The sequence below is a fragment of the Pararhizobium sp. O133 genome, assembly GCF_051669845.1.
GTDB lineage: Bacteria > Pseudomonadota > Alphaproteobacteria > Rhizobiales > Rhizobiaceae > Pararhizobium.
In genome coordinates, this window is record NZ_CP196426.1 from 1,720,888 (window position 1) to 1,746,951 (window position 26,064).

Annotated in this window: 26 protein-coding genes; 21 read left to right on the forward strand and 5 right to left on the reverse strand. The window is 61.1% G+C overall.

Annotated features, from left to right (window positions below; translation table 11 throughout):
* The 7 genes from ACST81_RS08235 to ACST81_RS08265 all read left to right on the forward strand — a co-directional run bounded on the left by ACST81_RS08235 (position 1) and on the right by ACST81_RS08265 (position 7,849).
* Positions 1-933, forward strand: a complete 933-nt coding sequence (locus ACST81_RS08235) for a carbohydrate ABC transporter permease (RefSeq protein WP_438752440.1) — start codon at positions 1-3, stop codon at positions 931-933.
* Complete coding sequence (locus ACST81_RS08240; RefSeq protein WP_438752441.1) at positions 933-1,778, forward strand: carbohydrate ABC transporter permease; 846 nt, start codon at positions 933-935, stop codon at positions 1,776-1,778. The genes ACST81_RS08235 and ACST81_RS08240 overlap by 1 nt, the downstream gene beginning before the upstream one ends.
* A 95-nt stretch (positions 1,779-1,873) precedes the next feature.
* Entirely contained in the window at positions 1,874-3,193 is a 1,320-nt protein-coding gene (locus ACST81_RS08245; protein WP_438752442.1) for an ABC transporter substrate-binding protein, read from the forward strand.
* A 409-nt stretch (positions 3,194-3,602) separates the two neighbouring features.
* Positions 3,603-4,520 (forward strand): transglutaminase-like domain-containing protein, encoded by a 918-nt coding sequence (locus ACST81_RS08250; protein WP_438752443.1) that lies wholly within the window; start codon positions 3,603-3,605, stop codon positions 4,518-4,520.
* Between the two features lie 196 nt (positions 4,521-4,716).
* Complete coding sequence (locus ACST81_RS08255) at positions 4,717-4,842, forward strand: hypothetical protein (protein ID WP_438752444.1); 126 nt, start codon at positions 4,717-4,719, stop codon at positions 4,840-4,842.
* Positions 4,843-5,346: 504 nt separating this feature from the next.
* Complete coding sequence (locus ACST81_RS08260; RefSeq protein WP_438752445.1) at positions 5,347-6,780, forward strand: aldehyde dehydrogenase family protein; 1,434 nt, start codon at positions 5,347-5,349, stop codon at positions 6,778-6,780.
* Between the two features lie 175 nt (positions 6,781-6,955).
* Complete coding sequence (locus tag ACST81_RS08265; protein ID WP_438752446.1) at positions 6,956-7,849, forward strand: DMT family transporter; 894 nt, start codon at positions 6,956-6,958, stop codon at positions 7,847-7,849.
* A gap of 12 nt (positions 7,850-7,861) precedes the next feature.
* Here the strand turns inward: ACST81_RS08265 and ACST81_RS08270 are convergent, their stop codons facing one another.
* Both ACST81_RS08270 and ACST81_RS08275 read right to left on the reverse strand, forming a co-directional pair.
* Complete coding sequence (locus tag ACST81_RS08270) at positions 7,862-9,040, reverse strand: aminotransferase (protein ID WP_438752447.1); 1,179 nt, start codon at positions 9,038-9,040, stop codon at positions 7,862-7,864.
* Positions 9,041-9,076: 36 nt separating this feature from the next.
* A complete protein-coding gene (locus ACST81_RS08275) occupies positions 9,077-10,126 on the reverse strand; it encodes a LysR substrate-binding domain-containing protein (RefSeq protein ID WP_438752448.1) in 1,050 nt (349 codons plus the stop codon).
* 254 nt (positions 10,127-10,380) lie between these two features.
* Here ACST81_RS08275 and speB point away from each other — a divergent pair, with 254 nt between their 5' ends.
* From speB to ACST81_RS08335, 12 genes are all read left to right on the forward strand, one after another.
* A complete protein-coding gene (speB, locus tag ACST81_RS08280) occupies positions 10,381-11,442 on the forward strand; it encodes an agmatinase (RefSeq protein WP_438752449.1) in 1,062 nt (353 codons plus the stop codon).
* A 225-nt stretch (positions 11,443-11,667) separates the two neighbouring features.
* On the forward strand, positions 11,668-12,474 hold the full coding sequence (locus tag ACST81_RS08285) for a transporter substrate-binding domain-containing protein (protein ID WP_438752450.1): 807 nt from the start codon (positions 11,668-11,670) through the stop codon (positions 12,472-12,474).
* 4 nt (positions 12,475-12,478) lie between these two features.
* Positions 12,479-13,147, forward strand: coding sequence for an amino acid ABC transporter permease (locus ACST81_RS08290; RefSeq protein WP_438752451.1), 669 nt, complete (start codon positions 12,479-12,481; stop codon positions 13,145-13,147).
* Entirely contained in the window at positions 13,144-13,791 is a 648-nt protein-coding gene (locus ACST81_RS08295; RefSeq protein WP_438752452.1) for an amino acid ABC transporter permease, read from the forward strand. Before ACST81_RS08290 ends, ACST81_RS08295 begins: the two co-directional genes overlap by 4 nt.
* A gap of 88 nt (positions 13,792-13,879) precedes the next feature.
* The gene (locus ACST81_RS08300) at positions 13,880-14,968 is read left to right on the forward strand and encodes an ABC transporter substrate-binding protein (protein WP_438752453.1); all 1,089 of its coding nucleotides are present in this window, start codon (positions 13,880-13,882) and stop codon (positions 14,966-14,968) included.
* Between the two features lie 173 nt (positions 14,969-15,141).
* Positions 15,142-16,179 carry an ABC transporter ATP-binding protein gene (locus ACST81_RS08305; RefSeq protein WP_438752454.1) on the forward strand — a complete coding sequence of 346 codons (1,038 nt, stop codon included), beginning with the start codon at positions 15,142-15,144 and terminating at the stop codon, positions 16,177-16,179.
* Positions 16,176-17,030 (forward strand): ABC transporter permease, encoded by an 855-nt coding sequence (locus ACST81_RS08310; protein WP_438752455.1) that lies wholly within the window; start codon positions 16,176-16,178, stop codon positions 17,028-17,030. The genes ACST81_RS08305 and ACST81_RS08310 overlap by 4 nt, the downstream gene beginning before the upstream one ends.
* Complete coding sequence (locus ACST81_RS08315) at positions 17,027-17,827, forward strand: ABC transporter permease (RefSeq protein ID WP_438752456.1); 801 nt, start codon at positions 17,027-17,029, stop codon at positions 17,825-17,827. The genes ACST81_RS08310 and ACST81_RS08315 overlap by 4 nt, the downstream gene beginning before the upstream one ends.
* A complete protein-coding gene (locus ACST81_RS08320) occupies positions 17,824-18,606 on the forward strand; it encodes a carbon-nitrogen hydrolase family protein (RefSeq protein ID WP_438752457.1) in 783 nt (260 codons plus the stop codon). Before ACST81_RS08315 ends, ACST81_RS08320 begins: the two co-directional genes overlap by 4 nt.
* Positions 18,607-18,705: 99 nt before the next feature.
* Complete coding sequence (locus tag ACST81_RS08325) at positions 18,706-19,206, forward strand: DUF3833 family protein (protein WP_438752458.1); 501 nt, start codon at positions 18,706-18,708, stop codon at positions 19,204-19,206.
* A 103-nt stretch (positions 19,207-19,309) separates the two neighbouring features.
* Complete coding sequence (locus ACST81_RS08330; RefSeq protein ID WP_438752459.1) at positions 19,310-20,263, forward strand: ring-cleaving dioxygenase; 954 nt, start codon at positions 19,310-19,312, stop codon at positions 20,261-20,263.
* Positions 20,264-20,357: 94 nt separating this feature from the next.
* A complete protein-coding gene (locus ACST81_RS08335) occupies positions 20,358-20,918 on the forward strand; it encodes an NADPH-dependent FMN reductase (protein WP_438752460.1) in 561 nt (186 codons plus the stop codon).
* 6 nt (positions 20,919-20,924) lie between these two features.
* Here the strand turns inward: ACST81_RS08335 and ACST81_RS08340 are convergent, their stop codons facing one another.
* Both ACST81_RS08340 and ACST81_RS08345 read right to left on the reverse strand, forming a co-directional pair.
* Positions 20,925-22,481 (reverse strand): VOC family protein, encoded by a 1,557-nt coding sequence (locus ACST81_RS08340; RefSeq protein ID WP_438752461.1) that lies wholly within the window; start codon positions 22,479-22,481, stop codon positions 20,925-20,927.
* Positions 22,482-22,580: 99 nt separating this feature from the next.
* A complete protein-coding gene (locus tag ACST81_RS08345) occupies positions 22,581-23,444 on the reverse strand; it encodes an SDR family NAD(P)-dependent oxidoreductase (RefSeq protein ID WP_438752462.1) in 864 nt (287 codons plus the stop codon).
* Between the two features lie 167 nt (positions 23,445-23,611).
* Between ACST81_RS08345 and ACST81_RS08350 the strand changes: the two genes are divergently transcribed.
* Positions 23,612-24,367: a Crp/Fnr family transcriptional regulator gene (locus ACST81_RS08350; protein WP_438752463.1), complete on the forward strand. Its 756-nt coding sequence runs from the start codon at positions 23,612-23,614 to the stop codon at positions 24,365-24,367.
* A 136-nt stretch (positions 24,368-24,503) separates the two neighbouring features.
* Complete coding sequence (locus ACST81_RS08355; protein WP_438752464.1) at positions 24,504-24,905, forward strand: response regulator; 402 nt, start codon at positions 24,504-24,506, stop codon at positions 24,903-24,905.
* 24 nt (positions 24,906-24,929) lie between these two features.
* Here ACST81_RS08355 and ACST81_RS08360 read toward each other — a convergent pair whose 3' ends face one another.
* Positions 24,930-25,961, reverse strand: a complete 1,032-nt coding sequence (locus ACST81_RS08360) for a DUF2793 domain-containing protein (protein WP_438752465.1) — start codon at positions 25,959-25,961, stop codon at positions 24,930-24,932.
* Positions 25,962-26,064 lie beyond the last annotated feature (103 nt).

Sequence of the window (26,064 nt, forward strand, 5' to 3'; positions counted from 1 at the left end):
ATGGCCGAGCAACTGACGTTCCCGCAGACCGCGACGCCGGCCGCCGGCGTCAGGAGCCCCAGCGCGGATATCTACGCGCCGAAATGGCGGAATTTCATCTTCGTCGCGCCCTATCTGTTTTTCTTCACGACGTTGCTCGTCGTGCCGCTGTTCTGGGGCATCTGGCTGTCGTTCCACAAGGCCGACACCTTCTCGACCGGCAAGTTCGTGGGCTTCGGCAATTATGTCAGGCTGTTTCACGACAAGGTCTTTTTGCAATCCATCTGGAACACGTTCTATTTCGTCGCCCTGACGGTCCCGGCATTGGCGCTGATCGGCCTGTTTCTGGCGCTCTGCCTCAACCGGCGGACACGGTCGGCTGCCGTCTTGCGGACGATCTTCTTTTCGTCCTCGGTGCTGTCGGTCACCATCGTCACGCTGATCTGGCGCATCGTCTACATTCCCAATAACGGCCTGCTGTCGATCGTCTTCGGCTGGTTCGGTGCAACCGCGCCCTCGTTCATTTCCGATCCGGACCTTGCGATGATCGGCATTGCCATCGCGACGATCTGGTGGTGCATCGGCCTGCCGATGATGCTGTTCCTGTCGGCGCTGCAGCAGATCCCGCAGGATATCTACGAGGCGGCGGCGCTCGACAATGCCAACCGCTGGCAGACGCTGCGGTCGATCACCCTGCCGTCGATCAAGCGTACCTTTGTGCTGGTGATCATCATCCAGATCGTCTTGCAGTTCCAGCTCTTCGGCCAACCCTGGCTAATGACGCGTGGCGGTCCGAACAACCTCACCAAACCGATCGTGCTTTACATCTACGATACGGCGTTCCGCCGCTGGGATCTGGGACTTGGCGCCGCCGCATCGGAAATCCTCTTCATCCTGATCCTCATCGCGGCCATGGCGCAATACCTCGTGACACGCCGGAAGGGAGAACTTTGATGAGCTATAATCCCGCCATCAAGGGCCGTGCCTTCGGCGACCGCGTGCTGCTCGGACTGGTCATCCTTTTGGCGATAATCATGGTCGCGCCGGTGTTCTTCGTCGTCGCTTTGTCGCTGAAGAACAACCAGGAACTGATGGTCGATCCGAACTCGGTCTTCCGCCTGCCGTATACGCTGGTGAACTATATCAACACGGTCGGCACCTCCTCGGTGTTCCGCTGGGTTCTGAACAGCGTCATCGTGGCTGGTGGCGTGACGATCTTCACACTGATCCTGTCATCGTTGGCCGGCTATGGTTTCGCGCGGCTGAACTTTCCCGGCCGCGATGCGCTCTTCATCATCGTGCTGCTCGGCCTCGCGGTCCCGGAGCAGGCGGTGCTGGTCGCCCGCCACCAGATATTCAGCTGGATCGGGCTGCACAACAGCTATCCGGGCCTGATCCTGCCCGGCCTGTCGAGTGCCTTCGGTGTTTTCCTGATGACGCAGTATTTCCGCGCGATCCCGAAGGAACTCGACGAGGCGGCGATGCTGGACAATGCCAGCCGTTTCCGGATCTTCTGGAAGGTTCTGTTGCCGCTGACGGTACCCGCCCAGGCGACGCTTGGCATCTTCACCTTCCTCGGCGCCTGGAACGACTATTTCTGGCCGCTGATTTCGGCCACCAAGAAGGAGATGTTCACGCTGACGGTCGGCATTGCGTCCACGCAGGTCAATTTCGCCCAGTCGCAGGGCATCGGGTTCCTGATGGCGCAGGCCGTATTCGCCGGGGCGCCGATCCTGATCGTCTATCTCTTTTTCCAGAAATACATCGTCACCGCCGTCTCGGGTGCTGCGGTCCGATAACGAGAATTGCCTGATGGCGGGAGAGGCCGGGGCGATCGGAGAAGCATGAAGTCATTCCACAAGGAGTGGCGGGAAACTCAGTAGGAGGAACTGAAATGCGCTTGAAAAAACTAATGTTCGCCGCCGTGTCGGCTGGCGCCATCATGGTCGCGAACTCGTCGTTCGCGGCAACCGAACTGACGGTGCAGCGCTTTTTCGGCGCCTGCGATGCAGATTTCGGCACCAACACGGATGTGACGAAGGCCGTTGGCGAATGCGGTATCATCACGTCGCTGATCAACAAGTTCAACGCCGACAATCCGGATGTGCATGTGTCGGTGACAACGGTGGAATGGCCGGGCTATGACCAGCTGACCGCGCAGTTCGCTTCCGGTGACGCGCCCGACATCGTCACCATTCATGAATCGGTGCTGTCGGACTACCAGTCGAAGGGCCTTCTTCTGCCGCTCGACGACGTCCTGAACTCGGTCGGCATCACGCCGGACAGCTTCACGGATGCTGCCCGCGACGGCGCGACCAAGGACGGCAAGATCTATGGTCTGCCGATCGACACCTGGACCATGCTCTACCACATCAACCTGGATCTGTTTAAGCAGGCCGGCCTCGTCGGCGCAGACGGCAAGCCTGTCCTGCCGAAATCGCCGGAGGAGCTTCTCGCCCAGGCGGAACAGTTCAAGCAGAAGACCGGCAAGCCCTATTTCGTGCAGAACCTTGCGAATGAAACCGCGCTCTATACTCGCAATCTCTACACCTATCTCTTCCAGCAGGATTCCGACTTCTTCGCCGACCCGAAGCACGTGAAGCTCGACACGCCGGAAGCCAAGAAGGTCGTGGAACTGTACAAGGCGATCTTCGACAAGGACTATACGACCAAGGATCTCGACTACGGCGGCGCGATCAATGCGTTTCTCGCGGGCGAGGGCGGCGTTCAATTGAACGGCACCTGGGTCATCGGCGACTACAACGCCCAATCCGAAACGGCCGGTACCGCGCTCAACAAGGGTGGCTACGCAGTCTATCCGTATCCGCAGCTCTTCGGTGGTGCGCATGCGCAATATGCCGACGGCCACACTTGGGCCGTGTCACAGAAGGATCGCACGCCGGAAGAGGTCGCCGGCATCGGCAAGTTCCTGAAGTTCTTCGCCGACAACGATTTCGAATGGTCGCGCACCGGCCACCTGCCGGCCTACAAGGCTGTCATCACCTCGGATGCGTTCAAGGCCCTGCCGCACCGTGACACGGTTGCAGCCGTCGCCGATCTCGGCAAGCCGCTTCCCTCTGCCGTCCAGCGCCAGTTCGCGATCCAGGACATTATCGGCGAAGAGATGAGCGCCGCGATTAGTGGTCAGAAGGAAGTCGATGCGGCCCTGAAGGACGCGGAAAGCCGTGTCAACGAGCTGTTGGAGAACCTGTAAAAATCGAATGCCGGAAAAACGAGGCCTGTCGCGGAAACGCGGCAGGCCTTTTGCGTCGTCGCAACAGCAACTGTCGGAGACCGCATCCTGTCAGCGGCTGCATCGGTCACGTTGCGCGTTTCCGCAAATCGGCCTAGAATCAACCTTGTTGTCGCTGTTTCGCTGCGTTCGCCGAATGTGCGTATAGCCGTCGAACCTTCGGTCATGCGGGCTTGATCCCGTGGTGACCACGCCTCGTGTGTAAGCGTATGGCCTGCGAGAAGCGGGCCGGGATGCGGCTCCAAGCCCGTGTCCGCGTCACGGCATGCTTTCCTGTGTCAGCGACCTGTTTGCGTCTCTCAATTCCCATGCCTGAAGCCGGAACAAATATGCTGGAGACCAGTTCCGGCTTTGTCTGAGGGAGGTCGAAATGTTCATACGGTTCGGATACGAGATCGGCGTCAGTTGCGTCCAGCCAACGCCGATGATGACTTACCTTTCGGTGGATCGCGCAAGGCGCGCCGATATCCTCAGTGAGCGCGGCCCGATCGCCGATCCGGTGATCAAGATGGGCGAGATCACTGATCCCTTCGGCAATATCTGCATGCGCATGGTCGTGCCGGAAGGTGGCATGAAACTCAGCTACGACGCCGTGATACGCGACGGCGGCCGGCCCGACCCGATCAACCTCGCGGCGCGAGCGGTAGCGGTGGAAAAACTGCCGGGCGAATGCCTGCCTTATCTTTCCGCCAGCCGCTACTGCGAAACCGATCGGTTCGGCGCCTTGGCCTGGCGGACATTCGGCGATATCGAGCCGGGCTGGGCGCGTGTCCAGGCGATCTGCGATTATGTCCATGAGCGGCTGACCTTCAGCTACGGCTATACGTCGACGTTGCGCACTGCCATGGAAGCGCATGAAGAGCGGGTCGGCGTCTGCCGCGACTACGCGCATCTCGCCGTCACGTTTTGTCGCTGCATGAACATGCCGGCGCGTTACGTCAACGGCTACATGGGCGATATCGGTGTCGAGGGAAATCCGGCGCCGATGGATTTCAATGCCTGGTTCGAGGTCTATATAGGAGATCGCTGGTACACGTTCGATGCCCGCCACAACGTGCCCCGTATCGGCCGGATCGTCGTGGCGCGGGGGCGGGATGCTGCTGACATTCCGCTGATCCAGACTTTCGGCAAGCACGAATTGACGACGTTCAAGGTCTGGACCTCGAAGGAGGCCGATGGCGCTCTGACGGAGCCGCACAGCCATGGCGATGTTTCGCTGCTGACGCCGTGGTTCAGCGAGCAATGGTCGCGGCTTGTGAAGGAAAGACAGCACGAGCAGGAACATTAGGACCGAAGCCGCGTTATCAGTGCTGGCGGAATGCCGTTTGGTCGCTTTTTTCCCGGATGGCGCACAACGCAGAAAATAATATCTATAAACTTGATGGAAAATATCGGAGAACACAAAAAGAAGCTGCAGCCGAAAAGGCAGCACGACATCTGCAACAGCACTGTTGGAGGACAATATGCAAGGTTCGAAACAAGTCATGCAGAATCGCCCCGCAGCTTACGGCGCACAGCCGGGGCAGTTTTCCTGGAATATCGCGGCGCAGGCAGCCGCCTTGGCTGCGGCCTTCCTCTTCGTCTCCGCGCTCGTCTGCGGCGCGATCTGAAATCCAAGTCGGCAAGAAAAGCTGCTGGACAATCGTTTTGCCAAGCCCCTGGTTTCCCACGGATCAGGGCTTTCGTCTGTCAAAAGGCATGGCGAGCTTATAGGCATGCACCATGCGTTCGAACGGCGCGCCGTGCATTCCCCAAAGTCGGCTTCCTCGCCAATCCGACTTGCCAGAACACGTTGGCTGATCCTGGATCGATCTCGGTGACCGTGTCTTCGAGGCCATTCATATGTCAGCCCATTCATCGAGGGGTATTGCGCTTTAGGAAAAGGCGACCGAAATTCCATTCTCCGGCGAATCCTCTAGGACGGGCTGCTGATCGAGGATACCTGTCATTCCAACGCCGACGACTATTCAGCCTGGATGGAGCGCATGTTGAAAATTCCGCCCGCATCTTGCATGGCGGCCATTTTCCAAGCTTCAGCGGGCAACGCTACCGCCAATTGATCACCGATTGGCTGAATGAAAACGGAAGACGATCTGACGGGAAGGACAAGAAGCATGCTCGACAAACGTAAATTCTACATCAACGGCGAATGGGTCGCTCCGCTGGTTGCCCACGATCTCGAAGTCCTCAATCCGGCGACGGAAAAGCCGATCGCGTTGATCTCGATGGGAACGGCGACCGATATCGACCGTGCCGTCGCCGCCGCCAAGAAGGCGTTTGCGAGCTATAGCCGCACCAGCGTCGAGGAACGGCTGGCGCTACTGGAAAAATTGCTCGCCATCTACAAGCGTCGCTATGACGAGATGGCGAAGACGATCACCATGGAACTCGGGGCGCCGATCACCATGAGCACCGAGCAGCAGGCCGATGTCGGCGTCGGCCATCTCCAGGGCTTCATCGACGCGCTGAAGCGCGCGCATATGCGCGAGGTCCTGCCGAATGGCGATGTCCTGCTGCGCGAGCCGATCGGCGTCTGCGGTCTCATCACCCCTTGGAACTGGCCGATCAACCAGATCGCGCTGAAGGTCGTGCCGGCGCTCGCGACCGGCTCGACCTGCGTTCTGAAACCCTCCGAATTCACCCCTCTGAACGCACTGCTCTACGCGGAGATGGTGCATGAGGCCGGCTTCCCGGCCGGCACGTTTAATCTCGTCAACGGCGATGGCCCGAATGCGGGTGCGGCTCTTTCCAAGCACAAGGATATCGACATGATGTCCTTTACCGGCTCGACCCGCGCCGGCATCGCCGTCAGCAAGGATGCAGCCGATACGGTCAAGCGCGTGACGCTGGAACTGGGCGGCAAGTCGCCGAACATCGTGTTCGAGGATGCTGATCTCGAAGACCGCGTCACCGGCAGCGTGCTGGAATGCTTCAACAATTCCGGCCAGTCCTGCGATGCGCCGACCCGTCTTCTGGTCCAGAAAACGGTCTATGACAAGGCTGTCGAGATCGCTGAGCGTGTCGGCAGGCAAGCCAAGGTTGGCAATCCGACTGAGGAAGGCAGCCATATCGGGCCGCTGGTCAGCGATGTCCAGTTCGGCCGGGTGCAGGCGCTGATCGAAGCCGGCATAACCGAAGGCGCACGCGTGCTCGTCGGCGGCGCCGGCAAGCCGGAGGGTTTCGAGACCGGCTATTTCGTCAAGCCGACGATCTTCGCCGATGTCGACAATACGATGCGCATCGCCCGCGAGGAAGTGTTCGGCCCGGTGCTGGCCATCATGCCGTTCGAGACGGAGGAGGAGGCGATCGAGATCGCCAACGACACCAATTATGGCTTGGCTGCCTATGTCCAGACCGGTGACCCGAAGCGTGCCGAACGCGTCGCCTCACGCCTACGCGCCGGCATGGTGCATATCAACGGCGGACCGCATCGTTACGGAAGCCCGTTCGGTGGCTACAAGCAGTCCGGCAATGGTCGTGAGGGCGGCATGTTCGGGCTAGAAGATTTCCTCGAGGTCAAAACCGTGCACCGGCCCGACGCGGCCTGAGCGTTTTTGGCAAGCTGATCAACCCCGTGGTTCGATGTGACCGCGGGGTTGTTTGCTTCAGCAATTCTCATGTTCCTATCAGGATAAGTCGCTGTTTGCGGCAGCAGCTTTCTGATAGCTGCGGTGCTAACGCAGGGCATGCAGCCCGTTGCGCCAGATCGCATTGGAATTGTTCGTGTCAGAGACTGCCTCACCTTCGTCAGCAGCGTTGCCCGCAAGCCGGATACCCCTGATTGCGTTGGTCATTGGCGGAATGGCCATTAGCGGTTCGCCGATCTTCGTCCGTTTGTCGGAGGTCGGGCCGCTTGCGACCGCCTTTTGGCGCGTCGGTATCGCCTTCGTCGCGCTGTTCGTCGTGTCGCTGATCCGTAGGGATAATGGCCCGAAGCCGCAGACGCTCCGGGATGGAATGCTGCTGGCGCTTCCAGGCGTGCTGCTGGCCATCAATCTTGCCTGCTGGCACCTGTCGCTGCATATCACCTCGGTTGCCAATTCGACCCTTTTGGCAAACCTTGCTCCGGTGTTCGTGACGATTTTCGGCTGGCTGCTGTTCCGCCTGCCGATCACCCGCGCCTTTCTGGCCGGCCTCGGGCTGGCGGCGATCGGTATCGTGGTTCTGAAAGGCGGGTTTTCGGGCATCGGCGGCGGCGTGCTGCATGGGGATGGGATCGCTGTCATCGCGGCCATGCTCTATGCGGGCTATATTCTGGCGATTGGCCGGTTACGGAGCCGTTTCGATACGTTGCGCATCATGGTCTGGAGCTCAGCCTCGGGCACGCTGACAATGCTACCGCTCACGCTGATCTTTGAGCCGGTGCTCGCCCCTGCCACGACTTATGGATGGGCCATCGTCGTCGGTCTCGCGCTGATCAGCCATGCCAGCGGCCAGGTACTGATCACCTATGCGCTGGCCTATCTACCGGCGGCGTTTTCTTCGCTGACCCTGCTGCTTCAGCCGATCGGCGCCGCCGCCCTCGGCTGGATCGTGCTCGGCGAGCCTGTCAGCCTGATGCAGGCGATCGGCGGGCTGATCGTGCTTTGCGGCATCCTGGTCGCCCGCCGCGGCTGACCGGGACGCGTCTCAGATTCCCGGCAGGTTGAAGTTCGACAGGCGGTCCTCCAATTGCAGGATCGTCGGCACGTCGGCATTGGCGAAGGCGAAACGCAGATAGCCTTCCTGACCCTCTCCAAAATAATCGCCCGGCAGGCAGACGATGCCGGCGATCTTCGCCAGTTTTTCAGCGACGAATTCCGAGCGGATATCCGGATAGGGATGGCGGATATAGGCGAAATAGGCGCCGATCGCCTGCAGCTTCCAACCCTTCAGACGGCTCATGACCTGTTTCAGCGCTTCGGCGCGCCGGGTAATCTCGGCGCGGTTGCCGGCCCGCCAGTCGTCCAGCGCCGGAAGCGCCTTGGCGATCGCCGCCTGCGCGGAGCGGGGCGCGCAGATCTGCAGGTTGTCCATAATCTTGGCGACTTGCTCCACCAGCGCCGGGCCGGCGGTGATCGCGCCCAAGCGGTGGCCGGGAATGCAGAAGGACTTCGAGAAGCTGTACAGGCAGACGAGGCTGTCCTGCCATCCCTCGACGCTCAGGAGATCATGCGGTGCGCCGTTGCCCTCGGGCAGGAAATCGCGATAGGTCTCGTCGAGGATCAGCCAGGTGCCGTTGGCACGGCAGAGGTCGAAGATCCGGCGCAACAGGGCCGGTGGATAGACGGAACCGGTCGGATTGTTGGGGGTGACCAGCGCCAGCGCCCGCACGCCGGGCTTCAGCGCCGAGGCGATGGCGTCGATGTCGGGCAGGAAGCCGAGGGCGGCAGCGCAGGGCACCAGCTCGACGCTGATGCCGAGCATGGACAGCGTCGTTTCCTGGTTGAAATAGAAGGGGTTGGTCATCAGCACCGTGTCGCCCGCACCGGCGATCGCCATTACGGTCGAGATGAAGGCCTGATTGCAGCCGGAGGTGATGTGGATGTTTTCCGCTGTGACAGATGCACCGTAGACGCCGGAAACATGGGTGGCATAGGCGGCGCGCAAAACGTCCTCGCCCTCGATCGCGCCATAGCCCGTAAACGCAGGCGAGGCTGCCGCTTCGCCTAGCCACTTCAGCATGTCGGGGTGGGACGGATAACCCGGAACAGCCTGGCTGAGATCGATCCTTGGCCCTCGCGCGCCGTCATATTCCTTGCCCCAGGCGAGCACGGAAGGCACCGGCGGTGGCGACAGTCTGGCGATGAGCGGATTGAAATGCGGCATTACGGCGATCCTGTGGGTTTAAGCGAGCGTGTTTTTTCAAGACTTGGCGCGGCGCTTCGGCGTCGGTTCCGGCCGGCGGACGCGGGCAGGGGAGGAGACCGGCTGGAAACCGTCCTTGGTCGGCAGTCGCTCCGGCGCACTGATCTTGGGCGGACGGGCGCGGATGATGGTACGCGCCGAGGTCTGCAGTTCCGGCATAGGGTCGCTTTCGAGCGCTGCAAACAGCCAGTCGATGAAGACCTTGACGATCGGCGCGGCCCGGACCTCGTTGCGGCAAGAGACATAGAAGGCGTCGTTGGCGGGCACGGTCAGGTCGAAGGGGGCGATCAGTTCGCCCTTGGCGATCAGGCTGCCGGCGGTGATCGTATCGCCGAGCGCCACGCCCTGATTGTGCAGCGCCGCTTCTGTCGACAGGCGGGCATCGCTCATGAAATGCTGGCGGCCGCGCTGGATGTCGGTGCCGTCGGTTGCCGCCGCAAGCCAGGTGTTCCATTCGCGCCCGTCATCCCCATGCAGGATGACGTGATCGCGCAGGTCACGCAACGAACGCAGCGGCCGCATGTTGACGAGGGTCGGACTGACGACGGGAAACAGTTCCAGCCGGCTCCACAGCCGCGCCCAGCAATCCGGCCAGTTGCCGTCGCCATAGAGCAGGCAGATATCGACATCGTTGGAAAACAGGTTGGCCGCGTCGTTGGAGGCGATGAGCGTCAGCTGCACGTCGGGAAACTGCTCGGTGAACTGATGCAGGCGCGGGATCATCCAGAAGGACAGAAGCGCCGGCACGCAGGCGATGCGCAATTCGCCGCTGGTGGTCGGCCTTGTCATGGCGGCGGTGGCGGCCGCGATGCCCTCGAATGCATTGGTGACAGCCGGCAGCAGCAGCGCACCTTGGGAGGTCAGCTTCAGCCGCTTGCCGCCGCGCTCGAAAAGCGGTGCGTTGAAGGAAAGTTCCAGCGCCCTAATCTGGTGGCTGATCGCGCCATGGGTGACGTTCAACTCGCGGGCCGCCGCCGAGACCGAACCACGCCGAGCCGTCGCCTCGAAGGCGCGAAGCGGGTTGAGCGGCGGCAGGCGGCTGGACACGAAAGAATGCTCCGGAAGGCAAATTGAATTGTGAGTTTTTCTCACACCAAATGCTATAACAATGTCAATTGATTTTCCAGTGAATTTGTTTCCTAATATGCGCAACAAAGGCAAAAGCCTGGGGAACATGCACGGAAATTCCATCGGCACAATGACGATGCGATATCCGTTTATTGGCGATCATCTGGGCCGATTTCCGGCCTTCCGAACGTCAATTCCGCACGTCGTCCCGGGCTCGAAAGGAGGTCGTGGATATGACTTGGGATGACAAGAAGCTCAGCGAATTGAAGGCGAAATACGGCGAGGCCCATGGTGGCGAGATGTTCGACCCGACCTTCCGCAAGGTCGCCGACAAGATCTTCTCCAAGAATGGCACGCGTCTGGCGCCTTACTCGGGTGTTCCGACATTCCTGATGGCGCCGCATATGCCCGTGGATGCCAACGAGCCGGATTTCGGCAATCTGCAGGTCGCCATTGTCGGCGTGCCGATGGATCTCGGCGTCACCAACCGTCCGGGCTCGCGCTTCGGGCCGCGCGCCATGCGCACGATCGAGCGGATCGGTCCCTATAATCACGTTCTCGGTTGCGCCCCGGTGCATGACCTGCGCGTCGCCGATATCGGTGACGTACCGTTCCAGAGCCGCTACCGGCTGGAACTCAGCCATGACGACATCGAAAAGCGCATCAACCAGATCGTCGATGCCGGCGTGGTTCCTCTTTCCGTCGGCGGTGACCATTCGATCAGCCATCCGATCCTGAAGGCCGTCGGCAAGAAGCGCCCGGTCGGCATGATCCATATCGACGCCCATTGCGACACCGGCGGCGCCTACGACCTCACCAAGTTCCATCACGGCGGACCGTTCCGCAATGCCGTGCTCGACGGTGTGCTCGACCCGACCCGCACGATCCAGATCGGCATTCGCGGTTCGTCGGAATATCTCTGGGAGTTCTCCTATGAGTCCGGCATGACCGTCATCCATGCCGAGGAAGTCACCGGCCTCGGCATTCCGGCGATCATCGAGAAGGCGAAGACGATCGTCGGCGATGGCCCGACCTATCTTTCCTTCGATATCGACAGCGTCGATCCGAGCTTTGCGCCCGGCACCGGTACGCCGGAAATCGGCGGCCTCACGACCCGCGAAGTGCTGGAACTGATCCGCGGCCTGAAGGGCCTGAACCTTGTCGGCGGCGATGTCGTCGAGGTCGCCCCGCAATATGACGCGACGACCAACACGGCGCAGGTCGGTTCGCAGGTCCTGTTCGAGATCCTGAGCCTCATGGTGTTCAGCCCGTTCGTGAACGGTGAGCGGGGCTAACGTTCTTCATACTCTGGCGGCCCCTCATCCGGCCTGTCGGCCACCTTCTCCCCGCAGGCAGGGAGAAGGGATATGCCGCAAGCTCCGTTCCTTCTCTGCAATTTGGAGGAGGGGGGCGGAAAATTCGATCGTCCCCTCGCCCCGTTTACGGGGAGAGGGCTAGGGTGAGGGGCAAATCCACACTCGATTGCCGTGCCTGAACAAAAATCCACAAAGGGGAATAAAATGACCAAGCATTTGAACCTGAAATCATCTCTTGCCGCCATGCTGCTGCTCGGCGGCGCCGTTCTCGGTTTCGCCTCGGCGGCCAATGCCGATGCGCTCGACGACATCACCAAGGCGGGCGTGCTGAATGTCGGCGTCTTCGCCGACTTCCCGCCCTTCTCCTCCGCCAGCGCCGACATGAGCCTCAAGGGCTATGACATCGACGTCGCGCAGTACATTGCCGATAGCTTGAAGGTGAAGCTGGTTCCCGTGCCGATCACCGGCCAGAACCGCATTCCCTATCTCACGGAAAAGCGCGTCGATATGCTGGTCAGCGTCGGCTACAGCAAGGAGCGGGCCGAGGTCATCGATTTCGCGGCCGCCTATGCGCCCTATTATATCGCTGTGATCGGCCCGGCCGCGATGGAGGTGAAGGACAAGGAAGACCTTACCGGCAAGAGCATCGCCGTCAATCGCGGTACGCTTGAGGATACGTCGGTCACCGAAGCGGCGCCCAAGGATGCCGATATCAAGCGCTTCGACAACTATAACGCCGTCATTCAGGCTTTCATTTCCGGCCAGACCGACCTGATGGTCGTCGGCAACGATGTCGGTGCGCAGGTTCTGGCCCGCCAGGAAGCCCTGAAGCCGGAGCAGAAGTTCCAGCTGCTGACCTCGCCGTCGCATCTCGCGCTCAACAAGGGTGAGGACCGCCTGAAAGCTGCGATCAACGATGCCGTTGCCAAGATGCTGGCCGACGGCAAGCTGAATGCAAGCTCGGAAGCCTGGCTGAAGGTTCCGCTCAATCCAGAAAACCTGAAGGACTGATCCTTTGGGCTATGCGCTCGACTTCGGCTGGCTGGAGGATGCGGTCTTCCTGATCGCAAACGGCGCCGCGATGACGATGTTCCTGATCGCGGTGTCGGCTGTTGCCGGCACCGTGCTCAGCGTTCTCGGTGCGGCGGCCCGGCGCAGCCGTCATGCGGCCTTGCGCCGGCTGATCGCCGGTTACGTCGAGCTCGTGCGCAATACGCCGTTTCTGGTGCAATTGTTCTTCATCTTCTTTGGTCTGCCGAGCCTTGGCATCCGGCTCGATCCGGTCGTCGCGGCCATTTTGGCAATGACTTTGAACATGACCGCCTATACGACCGAGATCGTCGGCGCTGGTCTTGATGCCGTGCCAAAAGGACAGCGCGAGGCGGCTCTGGCGTTGGGCCTGCGACCGCGGCAGGTGTTCGTCAAGATCGTCCTGCCGCAGGCCTTGAAAGTGATCTACCCGGCGCTGACCAGCCAGATCATCATCATGATGCTGGAATCCGCCGTCGTCTCGCAGATCGCCGTGCGCGAACTGACCTATGAGGCGGACATGCTGCAGGCCCGCACCTTCCGCGCCTTCGAAACCTATTTCGTCATCACGCTGGTCTATCTCGGCATGAGCATCGGCCTGCGCCGCCTGCTGGTTGCCGGCGGCAATCGTTTTTTGCCCGGAGGCGTTTCGTGATCGAATTCACGCTTTGGGACATTATCCGCAACCTGCTTCTGGCCGCGCGCTGGACCATCCTTCTCTCCGCCGTCGCCTTTGCCGGCGGCATCGTCGTCGGACTGCTGATCCTGTTCCTGCGCATTTCCAAGCGGCGCTGGCTGAAGCGTTTCGCGGAATATTATATCGGCCTGTTTCAGGGCACGCCGCTGCTGATGCAACTGTTCCTGCTGTTCTTCGGCCTACCGCTTTTGGGCTTGCGTATCGAACCCTGGACGGCTGCCGTGCTCGGGCTTACTCTTTGCGCCAGCGCGTTTCTGGCCGAAATCTGGCGTGGCGGCGTCGAGGCGGTGCCGGTCGGGCAATGGGATGCGGGAAGCAGCCTCGGGCTCCATTACATCCGGCAGATGCGGCTGATCATCCTGCCGCAGGCCTTCGCGATGACGCGGGCGCCGACGGTGGGTTTTCTGGTGCAGCTGATCAAGAACACCGCGCTGACCTCGATTATCGGCTTTGAGGAACTGGTCAGGACGTCGAATGCGATCAACAATGCGACCTTCGAGCCCTTCAAGGTCTACGGCTTTGTTGCCCTTATCTATTTTGCCTTGTGTTTTCCGTTGACTCGATACGCCAAGATGCTGGAGCTTCGTGCCCTGAAACATTGATTGAACCACGGTTCGGACTTGCAAGCCGGACTGAAAATTGGGAACAGACCGGGAGCCAGAAGGCGTCCGGCATAAAAGGAGAACGAACATGACTGAATTTCTGAACAAGAGCGTCGGCCGCCGCGCCGTGCTGGGCGCTGGCCTTGCCGGTGTCTCGATGCTGGCCATGCCGTCGATCCTGCGCGCGCAGGACAAGTCGCTGAAGGTCGGCGTCTATGGTGGCTACTTCAAGGATTCGTTCGACAAGAACATTTTCCCCGATTTCACCAAGACAACCGGCATCGCCGTCGAAGCCGTTGCAGAGCCGACCGGCGAAGCCTGGCTGGTGCAACTCGACCAGGCCGCCAAGGCTGGCCAGGCGCCCGCCGACGTCTCGATGATGTCGCAGGTTTCGATGCTGAAGGGCCAGGCGACGGACCTCTGGGCGCCGCTCGACATGGCGAAAATCCCGAACGGCAAGAACCTGATCGAACGCTTCGTCAACAAGTATCCGGATGGCCGTGTTGCCGGCATCGGCGCCGTGTCCTGGTACATCACGCTGGTGACCAACACCGACGTCTTCAAGGAAGCACCGACCTCCTGGGAAGCGCTGTGGGATCCGGCAAATGCCGACAAGCTCGGCCTGCTCGCGCTTGTCTCCAACTCCTTCCTGCTCGAAGTGACGGCAAAAACCTATCTCGGTGGCACCAATGCGCTGGATACGGAAGAGGGCATCCAGAAGGCTTTCGACAAGCTCGCCGAAGTCAAGCCGAACGTCCGTCTCTGGTATCGCGACGAAGCCCAGTTCGAACAGGCGCTGAAGTCGGGCGAAATCCCGATGGGCCAGTATTATCACGACGTCACCGGCCTTGCCGCCGCCGACGGCAACCCTGTCCGCTCGACCTTCCCGAAGGAAGGCGGCATCCAGGATTCGGGCTGCTGGGCCCTGTCGCGTGCCTCGACCAAGATCGAGGAAGCGCATGTCTTCATCGACTATATGAGCCAGCCGTCGATCCAGGCGATCCTGTCGCGCAAGGTCGGCACCTCGCCGACGGTCAAGCGCGAACTGACCGACCTGACGGCCGAAGAATTCGCCGCCGTGTCCTCCGATATCGAGCCGATCATTCCGCGCTACGATCTCTACCAGACGAAGTCGGATTGGCTGAACCAGAAGTGGACTGAACTGATCGTCGGTTGAGGGGCAAGCCCCTCATCCGGGCCTCCCTTTTTAGAGAAGAAGGGCGGTCACCTTCTCCCCGTTTCGACGGGGAGAAGGGACAAGCGGCACGCTCCGTCATCCCCTCTCCCCGCCTGCGGGGAGAGGGTTAGGGTGAGGGGCTTTTTACCACCACGTTTGAGAAGCAAGAAACGATGTCAGGCCTCGTCCTCAACAATGTCACGAAGGAATTCGGGACTTTCACAGCGGTCAACAATGTCGAGCTGACGGTGCCGCATGGCACGTTCGTCTGCCTGCTCGGTCCTTCCGGCTGCGGCAAGACCACGCTGTTGCGAATGATCGCAGGCCTAGACCTTCCGACCGACGGCGCGATCCGGCTGGACGGAAAGGACATCACCAAGGTTCCGACGCACCAGCGGGATCTCGGCATGGTGTTCCAGTCGCTGGCGCTGTTTCCGCATTTGACGGTCGGCGAGAACATTGCCTATCCGCTACGCATTCGCGGCCGCGCGAAGGACGAGCAGAAAAAGCGTGTCGATGAGCTTCTCGCCATGATCCATCTGAGCGGCTATGCCGACCGGCCGGTCTCCAAGCTGTCGGGCGGCCAGCGGCAGCGGGTGGCGATTGCCCGCGCCCTTTCGATCTCGCCGAAACTCTTTCTGCTCGATGAGCCGCTGTCGGCGCTGGACGCCAAGCTGCGCGAGGCGATGCAGGTGGAGTTGCGCCAGCTGCAGCAGAAGCTCGGCATCACCACCATCGTCGTCACGCATGATCAGCGCGAGGCCATGACCATGGCCGATACCGTCGTCGTCATGAACAAGGGCGAGATCCGCCAGGCAGCCTCGCCGATCGAGATCTATCGCCGCCCGGCCGATACCTTCGTCGCTGACTTCATCGGTTCGACCAATCTTCTCGAAGCGGAAGCCGACAGTACCGGCCATGTCACCGTGCTCGGCCAGCCGGTGTCCGGCGTCTCGCTCGGAGCCGGTGTTTCCAAGGCGACGCTGTCGATCCGTCCGGAAGACATTCATCTGACGGCGCCCGGCGACGGCGCGCTCGCCGGCACGGTTACCTTCGTGCGCGATCTCGGCGGCACGATCGAGACCTTCGTCGATATTGCCGACCGGCAGATTGTTGCGGTTTCCACGCCGCGCGCGCGGCCCGAAGTCGCGGTCGGCCAGCCGGTCGGCGTGAAGCTTCTGCCGGATGTCTGCGTGGTGCTGGCCAAATGAGACGCGAAGCTCCACAAAAATTCGGCGACTACGGCCCGCTGTTCTTCCCGGCGATGATGCTCATCGTCTTCTTCGTCGTGCCGTTTGCAACGATGATCGCCGTCTCGTTCTTCCAGCGCCAGCAGGGCGGCTTCTACGTGCCGGCCTTCGTCTTCTCGAATTACCAGCGCTTCCTTAGCCTGTTCTTCGCCAATGTGCTCGGCTTTTCGCTGATGCTGGCGGTGACGGTGGCGATCTGCTGCGTGCTACTGGCGGTCCCCTTCACCTATCTTCTGACCCGGATGGCGAGGAAGGTCCAGATCGTCTGGCTGGTCGCACTTCTCTCGGTCCTGTCGCTGTCGGAAGTCATCATCGGCTTTGCCTGGTCGACACTGTTTTCTCGCACCGCCGGCATCACCAATCTGCTGGTCATGATGGGCGTCATGAACGAGGCAAAGGCGCTGCTGCCAAGTTTTGGCGCGGTGCTGACCGGCATGGTCTATCAGGCCTTTCCCTATACGGTTCTGGTGCTCTATCCAGCGCTCGTGCGGCTTGATCCGACGCTGACTGAGGCGGCCCGCACACTCGGCGCCTCGCCGGTCCGGGCCTTCTTCACGGTCGTCGTTCCGGCGCTGCGCAACACCATCACCGCGACGCTGATCATGGTGTTCATCTTCGCGCTCGGCTCCTACCTGCTGCCGCAGCTTCTTGGCCGGCCACAGCACTGGACGCTGTCCGTGCTGATCACCGACCAGGCGATCTACCAGTCCAACATGCCGTTCGCGGCTGCCATGGCGGTGTTCCTGGTGCTGGTGACCCTCGGTCTCGTGGCGCTGACGGTTCTGGCCGGACGCAAGGGAGAAGCCGCATGACCGGTGCGCTGAGCAAAGTCTATTTCTTCCTGATCGGCTTGTTTCTGACGCTGCCGATGATCGTCGTCGCTGGCGTGTCGGTGAACGAGAAGCAGACGCTCGCCTTTCCGCCCAAGGGTTTTTCGCTCTCCTGGTACGGCGAGATCTTCCTCAATCCGGAATGGCGCAACGCCCTGTTTGCCTCATTGACGCTGGCGATCCTGTCGGCGGCGGTTGCCGTCGCCATCGCCCTGCCGCTCGCCTGGTTCCTGTGGCGGCGGATCGCGCCCTGGGCGAACATCTTCCAGCTTCTCGGCATCGCGCCGTTCACGCTGCCGCCCGTCATCACCGCGCTCGGCCTTTTGACCTTCTGGGCAACGACCGGTTTCTACGGCCAGCCCTGGACGGCCGTTGTCAGCCACGCGATCTTCTTCGTGACCCTGCCGCTGGTAACCCTGTCGCTCGGTTTCACCGCAATCGACCGTTCGCTCGTCGAGGCCGCAGCGACCATGGGCGCCGACGACAAGACGATTTTCCGCACCGTCGTTCTGCCGCTGATCCTGCCCTATATCGTCTCGGGCTATGCTTTCGCCTTCGTCCTGTCGCTCAACGAATATATCGTCGCCTACATGACCGTCGGCTTCACGATGGAAACCCTGCCGATCAAGATCTTCAACGCCCTGCGCTACGGCTATACGCCGACCATGGCCTCCGTCACGATACTGTTCGTGGCGACCGCCGCCGTTATCTTCTCCCTTGTCGCGCGGTTCGGCGATCTGCCGAAACTGCTCGGCGCCATGTCATCGGACGACACATGATCACGCTTGCGGCCCTGCAGATGAAATCGGTCCCCGGCGACGTCGCCGCCAATCTCGCCCGCGTCGAGCAGGCGGCGAAGGATGCGGCCGGCAGGGGCGCGAGCCTGCTGATGACGCCGGAACTGGGGCTTACCGGCTACGGCGCCGGCGATGTCATCCGCGATCTGGCGGATTCGGCGGACGGAGCGCTGGTACGGCGTCTTCAGGTGATTTCAGCGCAAAGCGGCATTGCGATCATTGCCGGCTTTGCCGAACAGGCAGAAGGAACCGTCTTCAACAGCGCCGTCTATGTCGATGGCGACGCGGCTCCGGTCGTCTACCGAAAATCCAACCTCTATGGTGATTACGAACGTGACCTGTTCACGCCGGCCGCGCCGGGAACCGTGACCTTCGACCATCGCGGCGTGCGCTGCGGCATGCTGATCTGCTACGATGTCGAGTTTCCGGAAAATGTCCGGCGCCTCGCCTTGGCCGGTGTCGATGCCGTGCTGGTTCCGACGGCCCTGCCGGCCGGCTATTCCGGCACGTTCATCGCCAATCACATGATCCAGACTCGGGCCTTCGAAAACCAGGTCTTCGTCGCCTATATCAACCATTGCGGCGCGGACGAGCGTTTCACCTTCGCGGGCTCGTCGCGGATCGCGGCGCCCGATGGCAGTCTTCTGGCAAATGCTGCATCGCATGGCGAAACGCTGATGGTGGTGACGATTAAGCCGGCCGATTTCAAAGTATCAAAGGCTGAGAATACCTATCTGACAGACCTGAGCATTCCGGCCTGACCGTCATCACGATGCGGTGAAGCTATGCTTTTGCGGCTGCGGATGAAAACCATCCTGCTTCCCGAACCGTACTCTCCTGCAACACCAAGGGAGAGACCGATGAAGCGTATTCTGTTTTCACTGACCGTTCTGAGCCTCCTGTCTCCGGCGCTGCCAGCCTTTGCCGCCGATACCGTGATGGAGACGTTTTTCCGCGGAAAGACCACGGCGGTCGGGTCGTTTTCCGCCGTCAATGGTGTGAACCGCAAGTTCGATGTCGTCCTGACAGGGCGCTCGCGCGGCAATACCCTGACGCTGCGCGAGGACTTCGTCTATGCCAATGGCGAGAGGGATCGCAAGACCTGGCGTTTCGTTCGCACCGGGCCGACGACTTACAACGGAACACGCGAGGACGTGATCGGCGAGACGACCGTGCGGGTCGACGGCAATACCGTGCGGTTCAATTATCTTGTCGATCTCGATCCGGGGCCGGGCAGGAACATGGTCCATTTCTTCGACAAGCTGGTGTTTTCCGAGGATGGAAAAACTGTCGCCAACACGGCACTGGTCTGGAAGACCATTTTCCCGGTTGCCCGGGTGAGGGTCGATTTCAAGAGATAATGTGATCGTTCAATTTTGTTGAACATTCTGTCCGTATCGGACCTCTTTATTAAACACGTTCCATGGCCGATATTCGCCTCAACACACTTTTTAGGAGGCAGCCATGAGCTTGCAACTGACAGGAATCCACCACCTCACCGCCATCACCGCGAATGCGAAGGAGAACCTGCGTTTCTACACGCAGACGCTCGGCATGCGGCTGGTGAAAAAGACCGTCAATCAGGACGACACGACCGCCTATCATCTCTTTTATGCCGACGGCGAGGCGACGCCGGGCACCGACCTTACGTTTTTCGATTGGCCGGTGAACCGGGAGGCACGCGGAACGCACAGTGTTTCGCGTACCGGTCTTCGCGTCGGCAGCACGGAAAGCGTCGAATGGTGGGCGGCCCGTCTGCGGGAATTGAGCGTGACCACCGGCGATGTCATCGAGATCGATGGGCGCATGTCGCTCGATTTCGAGGATGGCGAAGGCCAGCGTTTCCGGCTGATCGATGATGGCGGACTTTCGCCGTCGCATCCGTGGGACCGCAGCCCGGTGCCAGTCGAACACCAGATCAAGGGCCTTGGCCCGATCGTCATGAGCGTGCCGGATATCACCAATACCGAACTGGTGCTGGAGCATGTGATGAACATGACGAAGCAGCGGCAGTACCCGTCGCCAGACGACAATGGCGAGGTGCATGTGTTTTCGATGGGCGAGGGCGGTCCGGCTGCCGAACTGCATGTCGCGGTCCAGCCGGGCCTGCCGGCCGCGCGGCAGGGAGCGGGCGCTGTCCATCATGTCGCATTCCGCGCTCCGGACGAGGCGGCGTTGCATGAATGGACCGAACGCCTCAACAGCTTCCGGCTGCCGTCGAGCGGCGAGGTCGAGCGCTTCTATTTCCGCTCGCTCTATTTCCGCGAGCCGAACGGCGTCCTGTTCGAGATCGCCACCGACGGTCCGGGCTTTGCTGTCGACGAGCCGATGGAAACGCTAGGCGAGGGCCTGTCGCTGCCGCCGTTCCTGGAGCATCGGCGCGCCCAGATCGAAGCACGGCTGAAGCCGCTGGTCTGATTGCCTGACAAAAAGCCGGGGTCATCCCGGCTTTTTGGACTGTACTTTTTTGCCGTGGCCAGCATGTTGGCACCAAACGCAAAAGGATCGTCCCATGACCAAACTGCTCGGTATTTCCGGAAGCCTGCGCAAGGCCTCATTCAACAAGGCCCTGCTCCATGCGGCTCTGCCGCTGGCGCCGGAAGGTGTCAGCTTCACGACGGGAACGATCGAGGGCATTCCGCTTTACAATGCCGATGTCGAGCGGGAAGGCGTGCCGGAAGCCGTACAGGTGTTGAAGGACCAGATCGCGAGCGCCGACGGCGTCATCCTGTTCACACCGGAATACAACAATTCCATGCCGGGCGTGTTCAAGAATGCGATCGACTGGGTGAGTTCGTCGATGACCGGCGCGCCGAATGTCTTTGCCGGCCGCGCCTTTGCCCTCGCCGGCGCGTCGCCCGGTCCGTTCGGAACCCTGCTCAGCCAGGATGCCTGGCTGTCGGTGTTTCGCACGCTCGGCGCCGATCTCTGGGCCGGCAAGCGACTGATGGTGCCGAAGGCCGGATCGGTGTTCGACAAGGAGGGCAACATGATCGACGAGGAAGCCAAGGCGCGGCTGAAGACCTTCGTCGAAGCTTTTGCCGCTTATGTAGCGACGGTCAAGGGTCGGTAGTCGCGGTCAGATTTCCAGCCCGGCCAGCCATGCCTTGGTTATGGTCACGTCCTGCGGGCTCAACTGGTGGCCGGCATTGATCATAGTGTTTTCCACCGTGGCATGGCCGTTGATCAGGTGTTTTTCGAGATCGGTCGCGTGGGGTGCATAGGGATCCTGCGCGCCGGTCGTCATCAAGACGCGCGTTCCAGAAAGGTCGGCCACCGGAATCGTTTCAAGGACATTCATCGGGCGTAGCAGCACAGCGGTGCGGATCAGGCCCGGATGCCGCAGCATCGTCGCGCCGAGCATGTTTGCCCCGTTGGAATAGCCGACGAATACCGTCTTTTCCAGGTTGATACCATAGCCCGTCACGGCGCCTTCGACAAACGCAACAAAGGCTTCCGCCTCGGAGATGATGTCCTTCTGGTCGAAGGTGGTGTTGGTGATCCGCCGGAAGAAGCGCGGATAGCCTTCCTCGACGCTGCGGCCGCGCAGGCTGAGCAGTTCCGCATCGGGCGCAATCTGCCTCCCAAGCGGCAAGAGACTTGTCTCGTTGCCGCCGGTTCCATGCAGCAGGATCAGCGTGCGGCCATCCGGATTTTCAGGAACGGTAAAGCGGTGCACGAAGGGCAGTTCCCGAGCCGGAACGCGCGCCTCACCGGGTAATGAGAACTGCGGCAGAACGACGAGACTGTCCTGGTTTTCGCCACCGAAATGCTCGGGAACGAACAGTTTCGTGCCGAGCGCCGCCTGATCCTCATCAATCGCCATGCCAGGCCCGTCCGTCGCCAGTTCGAACAGCGTGCCGCCAGGTTCGCGGACGTAGAGCGAATAGAAATATTTTCGGTCATGCGCCGAAATCGTGCCGGCATCCTCGGCTTCGAGTTGCGTTCGCACCGCGTCGACGGCAGCCTTGTCCGTTGCCCGGAAGGCGATATGATCGATGGTTCCGGTGCCGGGTGCAGCCGTCCAGAAACCGCCGGCATCTCGTATGTCGATAATGTCGCCGGACTGCGAGACCAGGCGGCGGATCGTGTCGGTCCTGTCGCTTTCGTCGTAGCCGAAATGCCGGTTGACGAAGGCGGCGGTTCCATCCGGCGTGGCGGTCAGGATGGTCGCGCCGCGCAGGCGCCGGATCGCATCGTGTGGCGGGATATCGCCGAAGACATAGGGTGCCGGCGCAGCGATCGTGTCGGTCCCGACCAGCTTGATGATGACGCCATCGGGATCCTTCAGCCGGATGACCGGTTCTCCGAATTCCTGCGCCGGTCCCTCTGTGGCGACGTTGTAACGCAAGGCGCGTGTCAGCCAGAAGCCGATACTGTCGGGCGCGATGACGAAGGAAACCTCGCTCGGTTGGCCATGACCGACGCGACCCGGCGCGCCGTCTTCCCAGACGAGGAACGTGACGAGCGATCCCGGCGAGCCGGTCGCGTCGCCGTAGAGCAGGTGAAGCTGCGCCGCATCCTCGAAACCCGCCGTCCGCTTGACGAGGCGCAGGCCCAGGAAGCCCGCATAGAAATCGACATTCGGCTGAACCTTGCGGGTGATCAGGGTGATGTGGTGGATGCCGCTTGTCATGAAGTGGGAACCTGTCAATCTGGTTGCGGGATGCGCGCAAAAGGGGAATGGCTCAAGCCGCCATGACTTGTCTGCCTCGGCAGTCCGATGCGGTTTGTGCTACTGCTTCGGCCGGTCCTTGGCGAGGAAGGCTTTGAAGGCATCGGCATAATCCGGATGCCAGCGCGAGAGCGGCGGGCGGTTTTCGACGATATCGCCGGCGGCCCAGAGGATGCGTTTCTCGTCCGTCGATCGCTCCACGTCATTGTCGGGGCAGAGGATATAGAAGTCGTCGTTTTCCAGGCTCTGCATCATGAAATCGACGGTTTCCTGCGGCGTCCAGGCCGCGTCCGGCTTTTCGGTGCGGCCATTGGCCGTCAGGCCGGTATAGACGAAGCCGGGGACCAGCAGATGGGCGGTGACGTTGCAATCGACCGTGTTGCGCAATTCGTGCTGAAGCGCTTCGGTGAACACTTTGACCCCGGCCTTGGCGACATTATACGCAGGATCTCCGGGCGGCGTGGTGATGCCCTGCTTGGAGCCGGTATTGATGATCAGCGCTTTCTGGCCATGGGCAATCATACGGGGCGCGAAGATACGCGAACCATTGATGACGCTCCAGAGGTTGACGTCGATCACGCGCTCCCAGGTGTCGGCGGCCCCGAGGATCGAGCTGCCGGGTTGGATGCCGGCATTGTTCATCAGCACATGCACCTTGCCGAAGCGGTCGATGGCCTCCGTTTCCAGCGCCCTGAGCGAATCAATGCTCGAGACATCCGTCGCCAAAGCGATCACACTGTCCGGCCCGTGCGGAGAGAGTGAAGCCGTCTCCCGTGCTGCCTTGTCAAGCCGCTCGCCGGGCAGGTCGGCCAGTACCACATTCATGCCGAGGCCGGCAAAGCGCCTCGCCGCGGCAAGGCCGATCCCGGAGGCCGCGCCGGTCACGACGGCTACATGATTGCTGGCAAAGGCTGCATGGTTCATCGCTGTTCCGTCTCGCTCTTTAAGGATATGATCTGCAACGGAAAACTAGCGCTCTGGCAACGATATGTCCATCGCTCCTTTGCCGCAGCCTCTTGCCTGAAAAACATCGAGCCCTAATTTTCTGTTGAAATCAAAGCCCTACCCGTCATCCCAACTTGAGGAATCGAATGGCCCTACCGAGGACCCGAAACAACAGGGTGACGCCCTGCGAGCAGTGTCCCCTCAGGGCGCTTCCACACTTTAGAGAGTTCAAGCCGGACGAACTCGAATTCGTCTCCAATTTCAAGACCGGTGAACTGGCGGTGGATGCGGGCACGACCATCCTGGTGGAAGGATCGCACAGCGCCCATCTGTTCACAGTGCTTTCCGGATGGGGCTTTCGCTACAAGACGCTGGACGACGGTCGCCGGCAGATCCTCAATTACATGATGCCTGGCGATCTGATCGGCCTCCAGGGGACACTCATGGGCGAGATGAAGCATTCCGTGGAGGCGCTTTCGCCGGTGACGCTCTGCGTTTTCGAACGCGACAAGTTGGGGACGCTCTATCGCAACTATCCCGACCTTGCCTATGATCTGACCTGGATCGCGGCGCAGGAAGAGCGCATTCTCGATGAGAACCTTCTGAGCATCGGCCGTCGGTCAGCGCTCGAGCGGGCGGCCTATCTGCTTGCTTTCCTCTATCAGCGCGCCAGGGCGACCAACCTGTTCAGGGGTCAGCGCGTCTCCATTCCGATCACCCAGCAGCATGTCGCCGATACGCTCGGGCTTTCCATCGTTCACACCAACAAGACATTGAAGAAACTCGGCGAGCGCAGGCTGATCCGCTGGGCGGATCGCGGCTGCGATATCCTTGATGACGAAGGGCTGATGAAAATCGCGGGCTGGGAAGGCTATCACGAGAAGAGCCGGCCGTTCATCTGAGACAAACGGCCTTGCGCGCCGCCGGGCTATCGCTTTCCCATGTGTCATATTTAAATGCCAAGGCTGCCCCCATGACCTATGTCTCGAATCGAGGGGCCGCGACTCATCCAATTGGTATTCATGCGGACGGGAACCAATGTCGGTGACGCTTACGGAAATTCCATTGTCGGTCAGGCGCGTTCTGGTGCTCGAGGACAATTTCATCATCGCCATGGAGGCCGAGGACATCTTGAAGTCCATCGGCGTGGAGCACGTCGAGATCGCGACCAACCTCGATCAGGCCGGATCCCTTATCGACGAGCAAGCCTTCGATTTTGTGCTTCTCGACGTCAATCTCGGTAACGGGACGAGTTTTGCCTTCGCTGATGTGTTGAAGGCGCGCGGCACTGTTTTCGGCTTCGTTACCGGGTATGGAGAAAGCTCCATTTTCCCGGTGGGGCTGCGCGATATCCCCCGGATCACCAAGCCGTTCAACGAGATATCGATGGTGGGCCTGCTTGCAACTGCCGCTGGCGAAACGCCTCGGGCCGACGCATGATTGCCGCCGTCGCTGCGTGAGAGATCACAGCATCATCACCGTCAATTCCGTCTTGTCATAACCGAAGTCGAGCGGTGTAGTACCGGTGTGCTCCAGCACCAGCCAGTCGCCGGCGGCCAGCAATGCAAGCCCAATGGCGCAATTTCCATAGGAGGCGGAGGCGGCATCGTTGTCGTTGACGCTGGCGATCGTCGTCATGCCGTTGACCTTGACCGCGACCGAAAAGGCGCCCGATGGATTGGCCTCGACGCCGAGGCAGACGAGATAGGGTGCGGTCACCGGCACGACAAGGCGATTGCCGCCGCCGGTAACCGATGCGCCGAGGCTGAAGCCGCCCTGGTTGATGCTCAGCGTCGAAAAGCCGGTCTGCGAGCTGGAGGAGGGTGTGATTACGCCGCCGCCGCGGGTGGCGCGGACCAGCGGACGCTGCGGCATGCATACCTGTCCCTGTCCGGTAATGCTGAGCGCGGAGGTCCAGGCCGAGCCATCGGGGCTGACCTTGACGGAGAAATCATCGGAGCCTGCAAGGCCCATCTCAGCCCGGCCCGACCAGCCCGACTGGAATAGCAGGCTTGCCGTATCGGCGATGGCTGATTTGTTGACCTTCACCTGGTGCCCGTTTCCGGCATGCGTGAGCAGGGTTGCAGCGGCAGAGACCGCAAGGCGGTTGGTGCTGTCGGCGGAGGTGTTGATGCCGAGCATGACAGGGGTGCCGATCGCATCATAGGCCGCCCAGCCGCTGCCGTCGTGGATTTTCATCCTGACCTCGGCGAGGAACCAGCCGCGCCAGCCCTCGCGCGGGGCGATGAAGATCCAGTCGCCGTCCTGGCGAAACGCCAGCTTGCCGGCTTTGCCTGTCCAGGCGCCCGTCGGTGATGCGGCAATCTCGTAGCAGGTGCCTTCCTGCGGGTCCGACGGCGGTGTTGCGAGCGAAGCGGTGACGGTGAGTTGCGTGACGGCGTCGAGCCGCTGCAGCGCTTCGTTGTGGGTCACATGTTTCTGCGCCTGCGAGGGCAGGATATAGGGCATTTCAAGGTTGGTTGTCGTCTCGCTCATCGGCAATTCTCCTCTGTCGTCGAGAGAAGGTTAGCCGCGCGCCGAGGACGGTGGAGGATGGGACTTGATCCTCGTTGCTCTCAAAGGGAAATTTGCCGATCGC